Here is an 18,105-nt window from a genome sequence, read left to right as displayed (position 1 = left end):
CATTCCTGTCGAGAAACCTCCCGTACCCATGCGGACGATCAGCCGATGGTGGTCGGATGGTTATATGATTACGCCATATTTGTTCGAGAGTCGGGGATGCTGCTCGTGAGAATGAGCGTGCCGGGTGACCTGGTCTTCGGGATGTCGAACGAGGAGACCGCCCGTACGCAAAACATCGCAACAGGTGTCGTCATTGGGGCGAGCGATTCGTGTGCATCATCGATACCTATTGAAAATCTTTATATGATCAATCTTTTATGTCGCGGTGGTGCGGCCTGTGTCGCGGGCTTCTCCACCCGCGCGTCGAACTGCACATTGTCGTATGGATTGCCGGATCGTGCGCACCCATCACAGCACGGCGCCATGTGAATGCGAAGCGAAGGTGTGTAGCTGACGCGTGGTTGTGGGCGACCGCGTCGGGAACGGCCGTCGGGAACGGCCGTCGGGAACGGCCGTCGGGAACGGCCGTCGGGAACGGCCGTCGGGAACGGCCGTCGGGAACGGCCGTCGGGGAACCCGGCGTGACGGGTCTGCCTCGGCGGCGACACGCTGAATGATTCCGGTCATAGTACGGGCGCCGCGGTTCGAAACCGCTTACGCTACCGGGGAGAGGTTGGCGGCGACCCCCCCACGCCGTCAGCCTCTCTTCTCTGCTCGGCCAAAGGGTGCATGAGCATCGGGGTCCCAGGCTCTTTGACGGGACACCCACGCCGGTGTAGGCAGATGGACGTCAGTAGGTTGGTCGCTGGTCGTGGCGGTACCGTCCGGTCACACTGCGCCGTCCGGTCACACCGCATCGCCAGGTTGCACGGAGGGAACGGACAGTTCGTGGATGTGACGTCTACCACGCCGGAGGGCATCCCTCTTGACGCGCAGGCGGGCGTCGGCAGCCCGGACGCCTTCCGCCGGTTGTACACACCGCATCGGATGGCCTACATCAAGGGCGAGAACCGGCCGACCGGTGAGAACTGCCCCTTCTGTGAGATTCCGTCCATGTCGGATGAGGAGGGGCTGGTCGTCGCAAGGGGCGACACCGTGTACGCCGTCCTCAATCTCTACCCGTACAACTCCGGGCACATCATGATCGTGCCGTATCGGCACGTCCCGGACTACGCCGACCTCGTTGACGCCGAGGCCGTCGAGATGGCCCTGTTCACCCAGCACGCGCTGCGGGCGCTGCGGCGGGCCAGCGGCGCGCACGGGTTCAACGTTGGGATGAACCTCGGCCTGGTCGCGGGCGCGGGCATCGCCGAACACGTTCACCAGCACGTGGTGCCGCGCTGGGGTGGTGACACCAACTTCATGCCGGTCGTCGGCGGCACCAGGGTGCTGCCCGCGTTGCTGGGCCAGACCCGTGACCTCACCGCGACGGCGTGGAAGGAGACGGAGTGACACAGGGGCTACCCGTTCGCCCTGGCGGCGAGGTGCTCGGTGGCGAGGTGCTCGGTGGCGAGGTGCTCCGGCACCGGTTCGTAACGTAGCTGACTTCTGGAGAACGATCCGGTTCCCTGGGTCAGGGAACGGATGTCGACCGCGTACCGCAGCATCTCCGTTTCCGGCACTTCGGCCCGGACGACTGTGCGGCCCTCGTCCCCGCCACCGACCGGTTCGATGCCGATGACCCGTCCCCGCCGCGCGGCAAGATCACTGGTCACCGGGCCGACATGCTCATCCGGAGTGAGTACCCGCACGGACAGGACGGGCTCGAGGAGGATGATCCCGGCGGTGCGGGCGGCATCCCGAAGCGCCAGCGCGCCCGCGGCCTGGAAGGCGACGTCGGAGGAGTCCACCGAGTGCGCTTTGCCGTCCACCAGGCGGACCCGGAGATCGACGAGCGGATGGCCGGCGGCCACTCCGAGGTCGAGCTGGCGCCACACGCCCTTCTCCACCGACGGGATGAACTGGCGGGGGACCGCGCCGCCGACGACCTCGTCGACGAACTCCCGCCCGGAACCGGTCGGGAGCGGCTCCACCTCGACATGGCAGATTGCGTACTGTCCATGTCCACCCGACTGCTTGACGTGGCGGCCGGCGCCTCGGGCCGGTCCGCGTAGCGTCTCCCGCAGCGGCACCCGCAGCGGCACCTTCTCCACGTCCACCCCGTGCCGGTCCCGGAGCCGTTCGATGACCACGTCGCTGTGTGCCTCGCCCATACACCACAGCACGAGCTGCCCGGTCTCGCCGCTGTGCTCGAGGGTCAGGCTCGGGTCCTCGGCGATGAGGCGGGTCAGCGCAGTCGACAGCTTGTCCTCGGCGCTCTTCGTCCGGGCCTGGATCGCCATGGGCAGCTGGGGCTGGGGCATCGACCAGGCCTCGAACAGGATGGGACTGTCCGGGCTCGACAGGGTGTCGCCGGTCTCGGCGGTGGCGAGCTTCGACACGACGCAGATGTCGCCCGCCCGGCACACCTCGGCCGGTTGCTGGCGAGACCGGCCGTCCGGTCGGGACATCGCCCCGACCTTCCCGTCCTCGTCATGGTCGGGATGACCGCGCTCGGCCCGGCCGTGCCCGCAGACGTGCACGGCCATGTCGGGGCGCAGGGTCCCGGAGAACACCCGGATCAGCGACATGCGACCGACATAGGGGTCGGTCGTCGTCTTGATGACCTCGGCGGCCAGCGGACCGTCCGGGTTGGTTGACAGAGGTGGGCAGGACGAGCCGTCCGGCCGGCTGGTGGCTGGCAGCAGGTGTTCTTCGGGGGACGGGAACGCGTGCGTGAAGAGGTCCAGCAGCTCGGCGGTTCCCAGTGCCCCGTCGATGGCGCCGCCGGTCCCGCTGCCACCGGCCGCCGGTAGGACCGGGTAGAACCGGCCGCGTGCGACCGCGGTCTCCAGATCGTCGAGCAGCAGCTTCGTCTCGAGGGTGTCACCGGCCAGGTACCGGTCGAGCAGGGACTCGTCCTCGCTCTCGGCGATGATTCCCTCGATCAGGGCGTTGCGTGCGGCGCCGACCGACCCGTTCGCGCCATCTTCGTCCGCGCTGTCGGCGCCGCTGTCCGAGAGCAGGTCGACCAGCTGGTAGGCGGCGCCGCTGTCCGGCTCGGGATTGCCAGGCAGCGGCACGTACAGGGGCAGCACGCCGGCGCCGAACACCTTCTGGCAGGTCGCGAGAGTCGCGGCGAAATCGGCCCGGGGACGGTCGAGTTTGGTGATCACAATTGCGCGGGGTGTCCCGGCGGCGGCGCACTCGTCCCAGAGCAGGCGGGTGAAGCCGTCGACGCCGTCGAGGGCGCTGACCACGAACAGGGCCGCGTCACCGCCGCGCAGACCGGCGCGCAGGTCGCCGATGAAGTCGGCGAGGCCCGGGGTGTCGAGCAGGTTGATCCGTAGACCCCGGTGCGTGGTGGACAGCACGGTGAGGTTGATCGTGCGTTGGCGGTGTTCGGTATCGTCGTGGTCGGTGTAGCGCGCACCGGTGGACCGGCCGTGCGATTCGCCGTTGCCGGACGCGGCCAGCAGGTTCTCTGCGAGGGTTGTCTTGCCCGCGCCGGTGTGGCCGACCAGGACGATGTTGCGCACGTCGCTGCCATGGTGGTGATCAGGACGGGTGTGGTGGGTGGTTGACGGCACCTGTGCCTCCCCGGTGTGACATGGCCACTGGGTGGGTGGGAAGGCTGTCACCAGTGGACGGCTGTGTGACGAACTGTGCTGTGGCCCCTGCACGAACCGCCGGTCGGCGGAACGCTGGTCCATGTATCGCTGTATCGCTGCGATGGTGTTGTGCGGACGATGTTGTGCGGATGACGCTGTGCGGATGACGCTGTGAGGACAAGGTTCCCCCTCAGCGCGGATGTGAACAACCCATGTTGGCCCAGCTGCTATATGGTTACTGACCGTGTCGGCGGTACTGTGAAAGGGCAGTGCCGGACGTACACGACGGGACGGACATGCTCGCTAGCAAGGCGCGACCGCAGATTCAACGCGTGCTCGATCCCCTGGGCGAGCGACTGGCCCGGTCGTCGGTGTCGCCGGACGTGGTGACCGTCGTGGGGACCGTCGGGGTGGTCGGCGGGGCGCTGGGTTTCTTCACCCGCGGTGTTTTCTTCCTCGGCGCCCTTGTGATCACCTTGTTCGTCTTCTCCGATCTGCTGGACGGCCTGATCGCCCGCGCTCGCGGGATCTCCTCGCCCTGGGGTGCGTTCCTGGACTCCACGTCCGACCGGGTCGGGGATGGGGCGATCTTCGGCTCGCTGGTCATCTGGTATGCCGGTGACGGTGACTCGCTGCCGCTCTGCGGCGCAGCCCTGACCTGCCTGGTGGCCGGTTCGATCACCTCGTACGTCAAGGCCCGGGCCGAGGGGCTCGGCTTCACCTGTGATGTCGGGTTCGCGGAACGCGGCGAGCGGCTACTGATAGTCCTGGTCGCCGCCGGTCTCTATGGTCTGGGCGTGCCGTATCTTCTTCCGGCCGCGTTGTGGTTCCTGGTCGGGGCCACCGTACTAACGGTGACTCAACGCATTGTTCATGTGTACAAGCAATATCTGCGGCGTGTTCAGGACGCCGACATGGCCCCCCATCGGGCCGAACCGAGCGCGCCGACGCGGGTCCGCTGACGGGAACGGGCCGTCTTGAAGATCCCGCGTGCCCGGATGGCGGATCTGGCGTATGCGACGGGCTGGCGGGTCGTCCGGGTCCTGCCCGAGCGTGTCGCCGCCGCGGCGTTCACGGCAGCGGCCGACGTTGCCACCCGTCGCGACGGGCGGGGCGTCCGCCGGCTGCGCTCCAACCTGTCGCGTACCGTCCCGCCCGGTACCGACCTCGACCGCCTCACCCGGATGGCGATGCGTTCCTACGCCCGCTACTGGCTGGAGGTCTTCCGTCTGCAGGACATGCCCCGTGACCGGATCGTCGAAGGTATGCGCATGCTGGACGAACCGAGGTTGCGCGACGCCCTCGCCTCCGGCCGTGGCACCATCGCCGCGTTGCCGCACATGGGCAACTGGGAGCACGCCGGGGCCTGGCTCGCCGCCAACGGGGAGCCTTTCACGACGGTGGCCGAACGGTTGGAACCGACATCGCTGTTCGACCGCTTCGTGCGGTTCCGTTCCGCGCTCGGGATGGAGGTCATCCCGCTGACCGGTGGCGAGCAGCCGCCCTTCGATCTGCTGGCCGACCGCCTTCTCGCCGGCGGGACGGTGTGCCTGCTGGCCGACCGTGACCTGTCCGAGGCGGGGGTGGCGGTCACCTTCTTCGGCGCGACCGCCACGATGCCGCCCGGACCGGCCGCCCTTGCGTTGCGGACCGGCGCGACCCTGCTTCCGGCCACACTGTGGTTCGACCCCGACGGCTGGGGCGTGCGGATCCACCCGGCGGTGGCGCACACCGATGTGCCGCGGATGACCCAGGCGCTGGCCGACGCCTTTGCCGAGGGCGTTGCGTCCCATCCGACGGACTGGCACATGCTCCAGCGCATCTGGCGCGACGGGCCGCCGTCCGGGGCGGACGGCCCGGCGGCGGACGGCCCGGACGTCCCCGAGGGGACGCAACGATGAAGATCGGAATCGCCTGCCCGTATACGTGGGATGTGCCCGGAGGAGTGCAGGTCCACGTCCGTGACCTGGCGGAGACTCTGATTGACATGGGTCATGACGTCTCGGTGATCACTCCGGTGAACGACGAGAACACACTCCCGCCGTATGCCGTGGACGCCGGGCACGCCGTGCCGGTGCCCTACAACGGTTCGGTCGCCAGACTGCTGATGGGCCCGGTGTCCGCGGCCCGGGTTCGCCGCTGGCTGCGTGACAACGACTTCGACGTGCTGCACGTACACGAGCCGACGGCGCCGAGCGTGAGCCTGCTCGCGTGCATGCTCGCGGACGGCCCGATGGTCGCCACGTTCCACACGGCCAACCCGCGTTCGAAGATCCTAACGGTCGCGCACGGTGCGTTGCAGCCGTCCATGGAGAAGGTCCGGGCCCGCATCGCGGTGTCCGAGGCGGCCCGGCGAACGATCGTGGAGCACCTCGGGGCGGACGCGGTCCTCATTCCCAACGGCGTGTCGATACGCGCTTTCCAGGACGCGACACCGCTGCCCGCGCATACCCCGAACGGTGCCACCGTCGTCTTCCTCGGGCGTATCGATGAGCCACGCAAGGGCCTGGACGTGCTGGTGGCGGCGTTGCCGGCCCTGATGGACCGGTGCGGGGACGCGCGGCTGCTGGTTGCGGGCCCCGGCGACAGCGAGGCGGTGCTCGACCGGGTGGACCCGGGCCTGCGGGACCGGGTGACCCTGCTCGGGCTCGTCTCCGACGCGGACAAGCCCAGGGTGTTCTCCTCCGGAGACGTCTACTGCGCGCCCAACACCGGCCAGGAGAGCTTCGGCATCATCCTGCTGGAGGCGATGGCGGTGGGCGCTCCGGTGGTGGCCAGTGACATCGATGCGTTCCGCCGCGTCCTGGACGACGGCCATGCGGGCCGGTTGTTCCCGGTGGGGGACACCGAGGGCCTTGCCCGGGCACTTGCCGACCTGCTCGCCGATCCGGGCGAACGACACCTGCTCGCCGAGCGGGGACGCGCCGCGGTCGCCGCCTACGACTGGCCGGTGATCGCGGAGCAGATCGTCGGGGTGTACGAGATGGTCGCAGGGGATACGCCCGTTTCGGTAGCGGCGAGTACCGACCAGGAGACAATTCGTCATTCTGCGTGATGATGACCGTCCCTGGCGGCGCGGGCTCACTCGATGTTGACTACGCTGCGCGAGGTGACCCTCGTTGTCGTTACGGTTGCGGTCGTCGTCATGATCGCCACCTATCTCACCTGGCTCGCCAGCCGCCTCGACCGCCTCGCGGTGCGGGTCACCGACGCCCGCGCGGGTCTCACCAGCCAGCTGGCGTTGCGCGTGGACGCGGCCGGGGACCTCGCGCGGCGCTGCGAGCTGGCGGAACTGGGCGAGGCGGTGGCCCGTGCCCGGTCGGCGCACGTGGGGCGTGCCGCCGGCGGCCCGCTGGACAACGACGTCGAAGCGGTCGAGAACGCGCTCAGCCGGGCGTTGCGGTCACCGGCGGTCGCCGCGACCGGGGACCGGGCACCGGACGCCCTGCACGCGGTGGATGTGGCCGCGGCCCGGGTCGCCCTCGCACGCCAACTGCACAACGACGCCGTGCGCGACGTGCGGGCGTTGCGCGGCCGGCGGATCGTCCGGGTGCTGCGCCTGTCCGGACGCCGCGGGCTGCCGGCCTACTTCGAGATCGACGATGCCCTGCCGGAGCGGGGCGACTCCGACAACAGGAACGACAACAGGAACGACAGCACGAACGACAGCACGAACGACAGCACGAACGACAGCACGAACGACAGCACGAACGACAGCATGGGTGCCGACGACGGCGGCAGGCTGGACGGTGACATGTCGGAGTTCGGTGGATTCACTTCGTAGTGTGCCGTGCCTGGTGGAGTCGGCCGCCGGAGGGTGGACGCGCCGAGATCGGGTGCACGTCGAAATCGGTCTGCACGTCGAAATCGACCGTGTCCGACCAGCGCGGCCCCAGCCGGCGCTCCGGCCGTACGATGGGACGTCCCCCGTCCGGCCGAATTCGCATGTCCGGTGCGGTCCGGCCCGCGGAGGTCCCGGTTTGTCGACGTTCGTCCGGAGCGGGGACGGAGGTACGTTCGGACCGAATTCCGGCACCACCGATTCCGGCACCACCGATTCCGGCACCACCGATTCCGGCACCACCGATTCCGGCACCACCGACAGATCCTGGCTACAGAACAGATCCTGGCTACAGAGAGGCGCGCCATGTCCGACGGCCTGACCGCACCCGAGTCTGCCCAGCCGCGGCGCGGGCCCGCGCCGGCGGCCGAGGTCCCCGGCGTCGGTGGGACCCACGTAGGGACGGCACGAGTCAAGCGGGGCATGGCGGAGATGCTCAAGGGTGGCGTGATCATGGATGTGGTCACGGCCGACCATGCGCGGATCGCCGAGGACGCGGGCGCGGTCGCGGTGATGGCACTGGAACGGGTTCCGGCCGACATCCGCGTACAGGGTGGCGTGGCCCGGATGAGCGACCCCGAGATGATCGAGGGGATCATCGAGGCGGTGTCGATCCCGGTCATGGCCAAGGCGCGTATCGGCCACTTCGTCGAGGCCCAGGTGCTCCAGGAACTCGGGGTCGACTACGTCGACGAGTCCGAGGTCCTCACCCCCGCCGACCCGCACCACCACATCGACAAGTGGTCGTTCACCGTCCCGTTCGTCTGCGGTGCGACCAACCTGGGGGAGGCGCTGCGCCGCATCGGCGAGGGCGCGGCGATGATCCGCTCGAAGGGTGAGGCGGGCACCGGCGAGGTCTCCAACGCGGTCGTGCACATGCGCACGATCAGGGGGGAGATCGCCCGCCTGTCCGCGCTGGACCCGAGCGAGCTGTACTCCGCGGCCAAGGAGCTGCGTGCCCCGTACGAACTCGTGGCGGAGGTGGCCCGGCTCGGCCGGCTCCCGGTCGTGCTGTTCACCGCCGGTGGCATCGCGACACCCGCGGACGCCGCGCTGATGATGCAGCTGGGAGCGGACGGCGTGTTCGTCGGCTCGGGCATCTTCAAGTCCGGTGATCCGGCACGGCGGGCGCGGGCGATTGTCGAGGCCACCACCATGTACAACCACGCAGACGTCCTCGCCAAGGTCTCGCGCGGGCTTGGGGAGGCGATGGTCGGCATCAACGCCAGCGAGCTGGAGCCCGCGGCCCGGTTCGCCGATCGTGGCTGGTGAGCGACGCCGGGGTGGCAATGCCACGAACGGATGCGCCACGGGTGGGTGTGCTGGCTTTGCAGGGCGATGTCCGTGAACATGTCCGGGCGCTTCTCGCGGTCGGTGCGCACGCCGTGGAGGTCCGCCGCGCATCCGATCTCGATGGGGTGGACGGGCTGGTGCTTCCCGGTGGGGAGTCCACGACGATCGGTCGGCTGCTGCGGGTGTTCGACCTGCTCGAGCCGCTGCGTGGCGCAATCGTGGACGGGCTGCCGGTTTTCGGTTCGTGCGCCGGCATGATCCTGCTCGCGCGGGACGTTCTGGACGGCCGGCCCGACCAGCCGCTCCTCGGCGGTCTGGACGTTGTGGTGCGGCGCAACGCCTTCGGCCGGCAGGTCGACTCGTTCGAGGCGGAGCTCGACCTTGCGGGTGTTGCGGGCGGTCCGGTTCGGGCGGTCTTCATCCGGGCACCGTGGGTGGAGAAGGTCGGGGATGAGGTCGAGGTACTCGGCAGGGTGGGTGACAGGACTGTCGCGGTTCGGCAGGACAATGTGCTGGCAACCGCGTTCCACCCGGAGCTGACGGGCGACACACGGATGCACGAACTGTTCGTCGACATCGTGGAAAGCGCGAAACCGTGGAAGAAAACCGTGGAAGGCATGGGCCGGGACAGGTGAGGGGCAAGGCATGAGCGGTCACTCCAAGTGGGCGACCACCAAGCACAAGAAGGCGGTCATCGACGCGCGGCGAGGGAAGCTGTTCGCGAAGCTGGTCAAGACGGTCGAGGTGGCCGCGAAGACCGGCGGCGGGGACCCGGCCGGGAATCCGACGCTCGCGGACGCGATCGCCAAGGCCAAGTCGCAGTCGGTGCCCAACGACAACATCGACCGGGCTGTGAAACGGGGTTCGGGGGAACTCGCCGGCGGCGCCAGCTATGAGGAGATCACCTACGAGGCGTACGGGCCGAGCGGTGTGGCCGTCCTGGTCGAGTGTCTGACCGACAACCGTAACAGGGCCGCGTCCGACGTCCGGGTCGCGATCACCCGCAACGGTGGCACCGTGGCGGATCCCGGGTCGGTCTCATACCTGTTCAACCGCAAGGGCGTGGTTCTCGTAGCGAAGACGCCCGGGCTCAGCGAGGACGACGTGCTGGCCGCGGTGCTCGATGCGGGCGTGGAGGAGGTCAACGACCTGGGTGACTCCTTCGAGGTCGTCTCGGAGGCCACGGACCTCAACGCGGTGCGTGTCGCCGCTGCCGACGCGGGCCTTGCGGTCTCGTCGGCGGACCTGTCGTGGCTCCCGAGCGTCAGCGTCCCGTTGGACGAGGAGTCGGCGCGCAAGGTCCTCAAGCTCGTCGAGGCGGTCGAGGATCTCGACGACGTCCAGAACGTCTGGTTCAACGCGGACATCTCCGATGAGATCATGGAGCTGGTGTCGGCCTGAGGTGTGTCGGTGCGTGGGCGGTACCGGGTCAGCTCAGCAGGAGCGCGACCAGTGGTGCGGGTATCGCCCAGCTCGCCTGAGTTGTGTCGGTGATGTTCTTTGTGGCCACGACGCCCCGTCCGAACGTGTTCTCGATCGTGCGGGCCTCGGGCCCAACCAGGCCATGATCGGATCAGACAGGTACAGCTTGGCGAGGGCACCGGGCACGCGGCATCCTTCCTTCGTCACCTGGTGGCACCAGACCGCGCCGAAGGCGCGGACCAGTTTGACCAGTCGCAGATCGAACGACTGGCGTGAGTGGTAGCCCAGATCGGTTGACGTCCGGCTGCGGTTCAGGGGTGCCCCGGTCCGGGAGTGGAGCCCGCCGAGTAGCTGGGGAATCGACTCTTCGGGGGCGTTGCGGTCGACATCACGGTGCAGCCACTGCTCAAGGTCGGTCAGGAACGCTTCACTGACGACACCCGAACGGTCCTGCTCGCTGACCGCTCGTGGATACCCCCCGCAGCTCAGGTACGCCTGTCATGAAAGATCGAATTGGTCCGCGATGTGCTCTACCAGCGCCGCGGCATCGGCCACCCCCGGCGACTGGAGGTCCCACTGGGTGGAGCGGTGGCTCGGGGTACTGGAGATCGCGGACCAGGGCCGCCCGCGCCCGGTGGCTGTCTCACGGTATGCCGACCGGTACCGGTACTTGTACCGGCAGGGCGGGCTCGGGTGGCTTTCGCCGAGGCAGGGCGCGCATGTACCCGGGTGTGTCGTTAGGATCGAACAGACGTTCAGTCGTGTCACAATCGTGGCGGACGAGTCGGTGGTCGCACTGTTTCGGACGCACTGTTTCGGACGCACTGTTTCGGACGGCTGGTCGGTGGGAGGGCGCTGGTGCTGGTGCTGGGGGTCGATCCGGGGCTTACGCGCTGCGGGCTCGGGGTGGTCGACGGCGGGCCCGGCCAGGAGACATCCCTGGTCGAGGTCGGTGTGCTGCGCACCCCGGCAGCCGACGACATCGCCGCGCGGCTGTGGGCTCTGGAGCGTGGCCTGGTTGAGTGGATCGACCGGCACAACCCGGACGCGGTCGCGGTCGAGAGGGTGTTCAGTCAGGCGAACGTGCGGACGGTCATGGGTACCGCGCAGGCCGGAGCGGTGGCGATCGTCACCGCCGCCCGCCGGGGCCTGCCGGTGGCGCTGTACACGCCCAGTGAGGTGAAGGCCGCGGTCAGCGGCAGCGGTCGGGCGGACAAAACCCAGGTCACGTTCATGGTGAGTCGGCTGCTGGGACTTTCCGAACCGCCACGACCGGCCGACGCAGCGGACGCTCTGGCCCTCGCCCTGTGTCATCTGTGGCGGGGGCCGGCGCTGGCCAGGATGCAGGCGGCCGCCCGGCGCGGCCCCGCCGGTACCGGTTCCGGTTCCCCAACCGGGACCGGGGAGGGTGCGCGCCGATGATCGCATCCGTGTCGGGAACGGTCGCGGCACTGTCACCCGACGCCGCCGTCGTCGAGGTCGGCGGGGTCGGGTTGCTGGTGCAGTGCACCCCGGCGACCCTGGCCCGGCTGCGGGTCGGGCAGCACGCGTGCCTGGTCACCACCCTGGTCGTCCGCGAGACCGAATTGACCCTCTACGGTTTCGCCGACGCTGACGAGCGCGACGTCTTCGAGACGCTGCAGAGTGCGTCCGGCGTAGGCCCCAGACTTGCCCAGGCCGTGCTCGGCGTCCACAGCCCGGACGGTGTGCGCCGCGCGGTCGCGAGCGAGGATCTGGCGGCTCTCACGAAGGTCCCCGGTATTGGCCGCAAGGGCGCGCAGCGCATCGTCCTCGACCTGAAGGACCGGATCGGGCCGTCCGCGTCGCTGCCGGCGGCGGGTGGCCCGGACCACACCGGTGCGGATGCCGACGGTTCCGCTGCGCCGACGCCCGCCGCGGGTGCCCCTTCCGCGGCCGAGCAGGTCCGCCTCGCGCTGCTCGGTCTCGGCTACACCGCGCGTGAGGCGGAGGATGCCGTGGTGGCGGTGCGGGACGGCGACAGTGATCAGCAGGGTGCGGACGCGGTGGGTGTGTTGCTGCGCCGGGCGCTGGCCGCACTGCGGCCCCGGTAGGACGGCCGATGGATGTCGACGGTCTGATCTCACCGGTGGCGGGGCCGGAGGAACAGGCGTTCGAGGCCGGTCTGCGGCCGGGGACGCTGGCGGAGTTCATCGGCCAGCAGAAGGTGCGCGAGCAGCTTACGATCATGCTTGAGGGTGCGCGGGCCCGCGGTCGCCCACCTGATCATGTCCTGCTCTCCGGGCCGCCCGGGCTGGGCAAGACCAGCCTTGCAATGATCATTGCCCGGGAGCTGTCGGTGCCGTTGCGGATGACCAGCGGCCCGGCGGTGGAACGTGCCGGGGATCTCGTGGCGATCCTCACCGCGCTCTCCCCGGGTGAGGTGCTGTTCCTCGACGAGATCCACCGCATCGCGCGCCCTGCGGAGGAGCTGCTCTATGCCGCGATGGAGGACTTCCGGGTCGACGTCGTGCTCGGCAAGGGCCCCGGCGCGACCGCGATCCCGCTGGACATCGCCCCGTTCACGCTGGTCGGCGCGACCACCCGATCGGGCCTGCTGACCGGCCCGCTGCGGGACCGGTTCGGTTTCACCGCCCATATGGACTTCTACGATCCGGACGAGTTGACCAGCGTGCTCAACCGGTCGGCGGGGCTGCTGGGAGTGCGCCTCACCGGCGACGGCGCGAGTGAGGTCGCCGGCCGGTCCCGCGGCACTCCGCGGATCGCCAACCGGTTGCTGCGCCGGGTGCGCGACTACGCCGAGGTGCGGGCGGACGGGATCGTCACCCGTGAGGTCGCCCGAGCCGCGCTGCGCGTCTATGACGTCGACGCTCTCGGTCTGGACCGGCTCGACCGTGCGGTGCTGGAGGTGCTGGTGCGCCGCTTCGGTGGCGGGCCGGTGGGCCTCACCACCCTGGCGGTTGCCGTGGGGGAGGAGCCGGATACGGTCGAGGAGGTGGCCGAACCGTTCCTGGTGCGTGCGGGCCTGCTCGCCCGGACTCCCCGGGGTCGTGTGGCCACTCCGGCCGCCTTCACCCACCTCGGTCTTGATCCGGTGGACGGCGGCCTGGGGCGTTCGCAGGCGCCGATCTTCCTGCTCGACGATGGTGAACCCGGCTGACGGTCCTGCAAGCCGTGGCGGCCCGCGGGGGTGGTGATCGTGCCGTCCCCGGCCAACCCGTAAGGCAAATCCTGGGGCCTGCGCGTCACACGCCCGCGGTCGGTACGTACGATCGGCCGCACAACATGGGAGGACGTGGACGTGCAGGTATTCGCGGTCACCGAGGCGGTGGCCCAACAGAGCAGTAGTGGGATCGGCGGTTTCCTTCCGCTGATCATTATTGTCGCGCTCGTCTTCTTCTTCATGTCGACCCAACGGCGCCGTCAGCGCGCGCAACAGCAGACCTTGGCCTCGCTTGCTCCCGGGACACTGGTGGTGACCACGGCCGGGCTGTACGCGACGGTGGTCGAGGTCGACGACGGCGATCTGCTGCTGGAGGTCGCGCCGGATGTGGTCTGCCGCTTCGCCCGCGGGGCGGTGGCCCGGGTCGTCTCGTCGCCGGACACGGAGACGCCGGACCACGAAGGTCACGACCATGACCACGAAGGTCACGACCATGACCACGAAGGCCATCATCATGATGAGACGGTGGTCGACCACCCGGCCGACGACACCGAGGCCGGCGGGCGAGGTTCGGACGAGCCGTATATCGACATGACCAAGAACATCAGTCAGGACGAGTCGGACCGGGAAAAACCGGATCATCCGGATGAGCCCGGTGATTCGACACCGGGTAAGGGGTCGGGCAAGCCCTGAGAGCGCCCCAGGGCTGAAACCGGTATGACCGACGGCAGCAACATCGGCATCGGAAATGTGGTATCGGAAAGCATCGAGTTTGACAGTCGTTCCGATACCTTGGGCGCGGTCGGGCCATCGGGTGCTGCGAGATTGGTCCACCCAGGTCCACCCAGGTCCCCCCGGGTCGTGGACGGATCCCGTCCATCCGACAGATCCACCAGGTAGCGAGTGAGCGCAGCGGCGCGTGACGAAGGGACATCCGTTGGCACGAGGGTCAAGGCCACGGCGTAAGGCCACGCGCCCCGCCTGGGCCCGCATCGGGGTCCTCTGCGCCATCCTGGCGCTGCTCTACGGCGCGATGGCGCTGACCGGTACCTGGACGCCCAGGCTGGGCCTTGACCTCCAGGGCGGCACCAGCGTGATCCTCACGCCCCGGTCGACCGAGGCGGGTCGGGCGGTTGACAGCGGGGCCGTGGACAAGGCGGTCGACATCATCCGTGAGCGGGTCAACGGTCTCGGTGTCGCCGAGGCCGAGGTCAAGCGCAATGGAACGCAGATCGAGATCTCGGTTCCGGGCCGGGGCCGTAACGACGTCGTCCAGTTGGTGGGACAGACCGCCGAACTGCGTTTCCGTGAGGTCTACACGTCCGCGGCCGCCGCTCCGGCGCCTGCTCCCACCCCGACGGCCGCGCCGACAGCCGCATCGACCTCGACCCCGGGCGCGACCCCGTCCGGTGTCCCGACCACCGCACCGGCCCCCACCGCACCGGCCCCCACCGCACCAACCCCCACCTCGTCCGCCGGTGCCCACGCCGGCGCCAACCCATCGGCGTCGACCACGACCCGGTCGGATGTGGTCGGCAGCGGACTGTTTGCGCAGGCCGCGTTGATTTCATCTGTCGCGTCGACATCGCCGGTCGCGTCGGCATCGCCGAGGGCAGCGGTCGCGTCGGCTTCGCCCGCACCGACCGCTTCGCCCGCGCCCGCGGCGTCGTCCCCGCCGGCGGTCACACCAGCCCAGTCGACACCAGCCCAGTCGACACCAGCCCAGTCGCCGCAGGCGGCCGACGCCACCCCGCCCGACGATGTCGTGGTCCGGTTCCAAAGCCTGACCTGCGCAGCGTCGGACGTGCGCAGCCGGACGGCGAGCATGGACCGACCATCGGACTGGGTTGCTGCCTGTGACCGCAGCGGCACGACCAAGTACCTGCTGATGCCCGCACAGGTCGTGGGGACCGATGTGAAGTCGGCCACAGCCGGGCTCGCGAGTTCCGGCGGCACCACGTCGGTGAGTACCGGCGAGTGGATCGTCAACGTCAGCTTCACCGGTGGCGGGCAGACGAAGTTCACCAAGCTGACCGAGAAGACGATCGGCAAGCAGGTGGCCATCGTCCTGGACGGCGTGGTGCAGTCGGCTCCCACCACGAACGACCGTATCGCCGGAGACGCCCAGATATCGGGCTCGTTCACCCAGTCCAGTGCCCAGGATCTTGCCAACGTCCTGCGTTACGGCGCCCTGCCGCTGGCGTTCGAGCAGTCCAGCGCCGAATCGGTTTCCCCGACCCTGGGGCAGGACTCGCTGACCGCGGGCCTGATCGCGGGGGCTCTCGGTCTTGCGCTGGTGACGCTCTACTCGTTCCTGTACTACCGGGCTCTCGGGATCGTGGTGATCAGTTCTCTCGCGGTGAGTGGACTGCTCGTGTACGGCTCTGTCGCGCTGCTCGGTAAGTTGATCGGGTTCACCCTCACCCTTGCCGGTATCGCCGGCCTGATCGTGGCCATCGGCGTCACCGCGGACTCGTTCGTCGTCTACTTCGAACGCATCAAGGACGAGGTTCGCGAGAACCGCAGCGTTCGGGTGGCGGTCGACCGGGCCTGGCCGTCGGCCCGGCGGACCATGCTTTCCGCGGACACGGTCTCCTTCCTGGCCGCCGCCGTGCTCTACATCCTGTCCGTCGGCTCCGTCCGTGGATTTGCCTTCACTCTCGGGCTGTCGACCCTGGTCGACGTGCTCATCATGTTCATCTTCACCAAACCGGTGGTTTCGCTCCTCGTCCGCAGGCCGTTCTTTGCCACCAGTCGTTTCTCCGGCCTCACCAGCACCGCGGTCGGTCGGCGGCGCCCTGAGGAACCACTTTCCCGCCCGCGTCCAACCGGGCGTGAGCAGACCCCGGTCTCCCTGGGCAAGGCGGGTTCACGATCGTCCGATTCGCCGTCATCACAGGATCCGGGGTCATCACGGTCGGGTCCGCCCGGCGCGGGGCAGGGGGAGTAGAAATGTCCTGGGCCAGCAGGCTCTACCGCAGTGAGTTCCACGTCGATTTCGTCGGCCGGCGCAGGCTCTGGTACATCGCCTCCGGCGTGCTGCTGACCATCTGCATCGCCAGCATGGCGATCCGGGGCTTCTCCCTGGGGATCGACTTCAAGGGCGGTGCGCTCTTCCAGTTCCCGTCGGGTGGCAGGCCGGTGGCGGAGGCGGAGGCGACGCTGTCCTCGGTCGGGGTCAAGCCGGCCGACTCGGTGATCCAGAAACTGGACACCTCCCACCAGTTCCGGGTGCAGACCCCGACGTTGACCGAGGCGCAGACCAGTCAGCTACAGGAAGCGATCCAGCAGCGGTTCGCGGTCTCCGCCAACGACATCGACATCTCGACGGTGGGCGCGTCGTGGGGGTCGACCATCACCAGCAAGGCACTGCAGGGACTCGTGGTGTTCCTGGTGCTCGTGATGGTTTATCTGTCTGTCCGGTTCGAGTGGAAGATGGCGCTCGCCGCGATGGCTTCACTCGTCCACGACCTGATTGTCACGATGGGCATCTACTCGCTGGTGGGTTTCCAGGTCACCCCCGCGACCGTGATCGCCCTGCTCACCATCTTGGGGTTCTCCCTCTATGACACGGTCGTCGTCTTCGACCGGGTACGGGAGAACACCGTCCGGATGGCCACGAGCAGCCGACGCACCTATGCGGAGGCCACCAACGACGCGTTGAACGAGACGTTGGTGCGGTCCCTCAACACCTCGCTCATCGCGCTGATACCGGTTGGTTCGCTGCTGTTCATCGGTGCCGGCCTGCTGGGCGCAGGAACCCTGAAGGACCTCGCCCTCGCGCAGTTCGTCGGTATCGCCTCGGGCACCTACTCGTCGCTGTTCGTCGCGACGCCGCTGTTGGTGGATCTGAAGAAGAACGAACCGGCCGTGAAGGACCTGGACAAGCGGGTGGCCCGCCAGCGGGCGTCGGCCGCGCGTGAGGCCACGAAGCCGTCCCGGGTCCAGGCCGGGGTCGGCGGTCGGTCCACCCCGACCGGTACCGCGGACGTGCCGGAACGCGGCCGTGAGGAGCCCACGGGTGTCCGTGAACCGGCGGTCGCCGGGGCCCGGCCGGGCCGGCCCGCCGCGGCGCGCCGTCCACCGTCGGCACGGCGTTCCGGCAGAAAAGGTCGTCCAGGCGGTAAAAAGCGGCGGTGACGACCATCGAGCCAAACCTGACGACCAGCGCCTCCACCGGCACCGCGTCCCGTGCCGCGGATGTGCTGAGAGCCCATGTTCGAGACGTTGCGGACTTCCCCAAGCCCGGGGTGGTCTTCAAGGACATCACTCCCCTGCTGATGGCACCGGCGGCCTTCGCGGTGGTCATCGACGAGCTCGCCGCCACGACCGGCAGCCACGGGGCCACCGTGGTGGCGGCCATCGAGGCACGAGGGTTCCTGCTGGCGGCTCCGGTCGCCTACCGGACCGGCATCGGTGTCGTGCCCATCCGCAAGAAGGGCAAGCTGCCAGGCGAGACGATCAGCAGGACCTATGATCTGGAGTACGGCACGGCGACGCTGGAGGTGCAGGCCGACGCGTTCGGGCCCGGTGACCGGGTCCTGCTCGTCGATGACGTTCTGGCCACCGGTGGTACGGCCGTCGCCGCCGCCGAACTGGTGCGTCAGTCCGGCGCCGAGGTTCTTGGGCTCGCCGTCCTGATGGAACTCGCTTTCCTTTCGGGACGTGACCGGTTGGCGCCCCTCGCGATTTCTTCGATCATGGAAGTGTGAGTGGTTGTCGCCGATAGCCGTCCGGGTGGCCGGCTATCAGTGTCTCCATCCGCCTGCGCCTGACTCTGTGACCTTTATGTGATCCGCGCGTATCCGGCCGGGGTT

General features: G+C 68.9%; 17 protein-coding genes. 16 read left to right on the top strand and 1 reads right to left on the bottom strand.

All coding sequences use genetic code 11. The features are described from left to right. Positions 1–45: 45 nt before the first annotated feature. Both NBW77_RS11730 and NBW77_RS11725 read left to right on the top strand, forming a co-directional pair. Complete coding sequence (locus tag NBW77_RS11730) at positions 46–369, top strand: hypothetical protein (protein ID WP_131746408.1); 324 nt, start codon at positions 46–48, stop codon at positions 367–369. 459 nt (positions 370–828) lie between these two features. Further along, positions 829–1,392 (top strand): HIT family protein, encoded by a 564-nt coding sequence (locus tag NBW77_RS11725; RefSeq protein WP_502799473.1) that lies wholly within the window; start codon positions 829–831, stop codon positions 1,390–1,392. An 8-nt stretch (positions 1,393–1,400) separates the two neighbouring features. Here the strand turns inward: NBW77_RS11725 and NBW77_RS11720 are convergent, their stop codons facing one another. After that, complete coding sequence (locus NBW77_RS11720; protein ID WP_250279686.1) at positions 1,401–3,569, bottom strand: elongation factor G-like protein EF-G2; 2,169 nt, start codon at positions 3,567–3,569, stop codon at positions 1,401–1,403. Between the two features lie 353 nt (positions 3,570–3,922). Between NBW77_RS11720 and pgsA the strand changes: the two genes are divergently transcribed. The 14 genes from pgsA to NBW77_RS11650 all read left to right on the top strand — a co-directional run bounded on the left by pgsA (position 3,923) and on the right by NBW77_RS11650 (position 18,000). After that, a complete protein-coding gene (pgsA, locus tag NBW77_RS11715) occupies positions 3,923–4,552 on the top strand; it encodes a phosphatidylinositol phosphate synthase (RefSeq protein ID WP_242605766.1) in 630 nt (209 codons plus the stop codon). A 36-nt stretch (positions 4,553–4,588) separates the two neighbouring features. After that, positions 4,589–5,491, top strand: coding sequence for a phosphatidylinositol mannoside acyltransferase (locus NBW77_RS11710; RefSeq protein ID WP_131746441.1), 903 nt, complete (start codon positions 4,589–4,591; stop codon positions 5,489–5,491). After that, positions 5,488–6,645, top strand: a complete 1,158-nt coding sequence (locus NBW77_RS11705; protein WP_131746410.1) for a glycosyltransferase family 4 protein — start codon at positions 5,488–5,490, stop codon at positions 6,643–6,645. Before NBW77_RS11710 ends, NBW77_RS11705 begins: the two co-directional genes overlap by 4 nt. A gap of 33 nt (positions 6,646–6,678) precedes the next feature. Continuing rightward, on the top strand, positions 6,679–7,374 hold the full coding sequence (locus tag NBW77_RS11700; protein WP_242605767.1) for an MSCRAMM family adhesin SdrC: 696 nt from the start codon (positions 6,679–6,681) through the stop codon (positions 7,372–7,374). Positions 7,375–7,737: 363 nt separating this feature from the next. Further along, on the top strand, positions 7,738–8,703 hold the full coding sequence (gene pdxS / locus NBW77_RS11695) for a pyridoxal 5'-phosphate synthase lyase subunit PdxS (RefSeq protein WP_131746412.1): 966 nt from the start codon (positions 7,738–7,740) through the stop codon (positions 8,701–8,703). 17 nt (positions 8,704–8,720) lie between these two features. Continuing rightward, positions 8,721–9,359, top strand: coding sequence for a pyridoxal 5'-phosphate synthase glutaminase subunit PdxT (gene pdxT, locus NBW77_RS11690; RefSeq protein ID WP_131746442.1), 639 nt, complete (start codon positions 8,721–8,723; stop codon positions 9,357–9,359). Between the two features lie 10 nt (positions 9,360–9,369). Beyond that, complete coding sequence (locus NBW77_RS11685) at positions 9,370–10,125, top strand: YebC/PmpR family DNA-binding transcriptional regulator (RefSeq protein ID WP_131746413.1); 756 nt, start codon at positions 9,370–9,372, stop codon at positions 10,123–10,125. Positions 10,126–11,004: 879 nt separating this feature from the next. Beyond that, on the top strand, positions 11,005–11,568 hold the full coding sequence (ruvC, locus tag NBW77_RS11680) for a crossover junction endodeoxyribonuclease RuvC (RefSeq protein WP_131746414.1): 564 nt from the start codon (positions 11,005–11,007) through the stop codon (positions 11,566–11,568). Continuing rightward, positions 11,565–12,218 carry a Holliday junction branch migration protein RuvA gene (ruvA, locus tag NBW77_RS11675; RefSeq protein ID WP_250279685.1) on the top strand — a complete coding sequence of 218 codons (654 nt, stop codon included), beginning with the start codon at positions 11,565–11,567 and terminating at the stop codon, positions 12,216–12,218. The genes ruvC and ruvA overlap by 4 nt, the downstream gene beginning before the upstream one ends. Before the next feature lie 8 nt (positions 12,219–12,226). Next, positions 12,227–13,285, top strand: coding sequence for a Holliday junction branch migration DNA helicase RuvB (gene ruvB / locus NBW77_RS11670; RefSeq protein ID WP_131746415.1), 1,059 nt, complete (start codon positions 12,227–12,229; stop codon positions 13,283–13,285). Positions 13,286–13,426: 141 nt separating this feature from the next. Then, on the top strand, positions 13,427–13,981 hold the full coding sequence (gene yajC, locus NBW77_RS11665) for a preprotein translocase subunit YajC (RefSeq protein WP_502799472.1): 555 nt from the start codon (positions 13,427–13,429) through the stop codon (positions 13,979–13,981). Positions 13,982–14,225: 244 nt separating this feature from the next. Continuing rightward, on the top strand, positions 14,226–16,238 hold the full coding sequence (gene secD, locus NBW77_RS11660) for a protein translocase subunit SecD (RefSeq protein WP_502799471.1): 2,013 nt from the start codon (positions 14,226–14,228) through the stop codon (positions 16,236–16,238). A 2-nt stretch (positions 16,239–16,240) separates the two neighbouring features. Further along, positions 16,241–17,428, top strand: coding sequence for a protein translocase subunit SecF (gene secF / locus NBW77_RS11655; protein WP_131747111.1), 1,188 nt, complete (start codon positions 16,241–16,243; stop codon positions 17,426–17,428). After that, positions 17,425–18,000, top strand: a complete 576-nt coding sequence (locus NBW77_RS11650; protein WP_131747110.1) for an adenine phosphoribosyltransferase — start codon at positions 17,425–17,427, stop codon at positions 17,998–18,000. The genes secF and NBW77_RS11650 overlap by 4 nt, the downstream gene beginning before the upstream one ends. The last annotated feature ends 105 nt before the right edge of the window (positions 18,001–18,105 follow it).

Source organism: Frankia sp. Cppng1_Ct_nod, from assembly GCF_920656135.1.
Lineage (GTDB): Bacteria > Actinomycetota > Actinomycetes > Frankiales > Frankiaceae > Protofrankia > Protofrankia meridionalis.
The sequence above is the reverse complement of the archived record's forward strand: the minus strand, read 5'-3'. Positions and strand labels throughout refer to the sequence as shown.

Bases quoted from the DNA above. Each gene is read 5' to 3' on its own strand.
- NBW77_RS11730 (WP_131746408.1), top strand. From the start codon at position 46: ATGGTGGTCGGATGGTTATATGATTACGCCATATTTGTTCGAGAGTCG.
- NBW77_RS11710 (WP_131746441.1), top strand. From the start codon at position 4,589: ATGGCGGATCTGGCGTATGCGACGGGCTGGCGGGTCGTCCGGGTCCTG.
- NBW77_RS11705 (WP_131746410.1), top strand. From the start codon at position 5,488: ATGAAGATCGGAATCGCCTGCCCGTATACGTGGGATGTGCCCGGAGGA.
- NBW77_RS11700 (WP_242605767.1), top strand. From the start codon at position 6,679: ATGTTGACTACGCTGCGCGAGGTGACCCTCGTTGTCGTTACGGTTGCG.
- pdxS (WP_131746412.1), top strand. From the start codon at position 7,738: ATGTCCGACGGCCTGACCGCACCCGAGTCTGCCCAGCCGCGGCGCGGG.
- pdxT (WP_131746442.1), top strand. From the start codon at position 8,721: ATGCCACGAACGGATGCGCCACGGGTGGGTGTGCTGGCTTTGCAGGGC.
- NBW77_RS11685 (WP_131746413.1), top strand. From the start codon at position 9,370: ATGAGCGGTCACTCCAAGTGGGCGACCACCAAGCACAAGAAGGCGGTC.
- ruvA (WP_250279685.1), top strand. From the start codon at position 11,565: ATGATCGCATCCGTGTCGGGAACGGTCGCGGCACTGTCACCCGACGCC.
- ruvB (WP_131746415.1), top strand. From the start codon at position 12,227: ATGGATGTCGACGGTCTGATCTCACCGGTGGCGGGGCCGGAGGAACAG.
- secF (WP_131747111.1), top strand. From the start codon at position 16,241: ATGTCCTGGGCCAGCAGGCTCTACCGCAGTGAGTTCCACGTCGATTTC.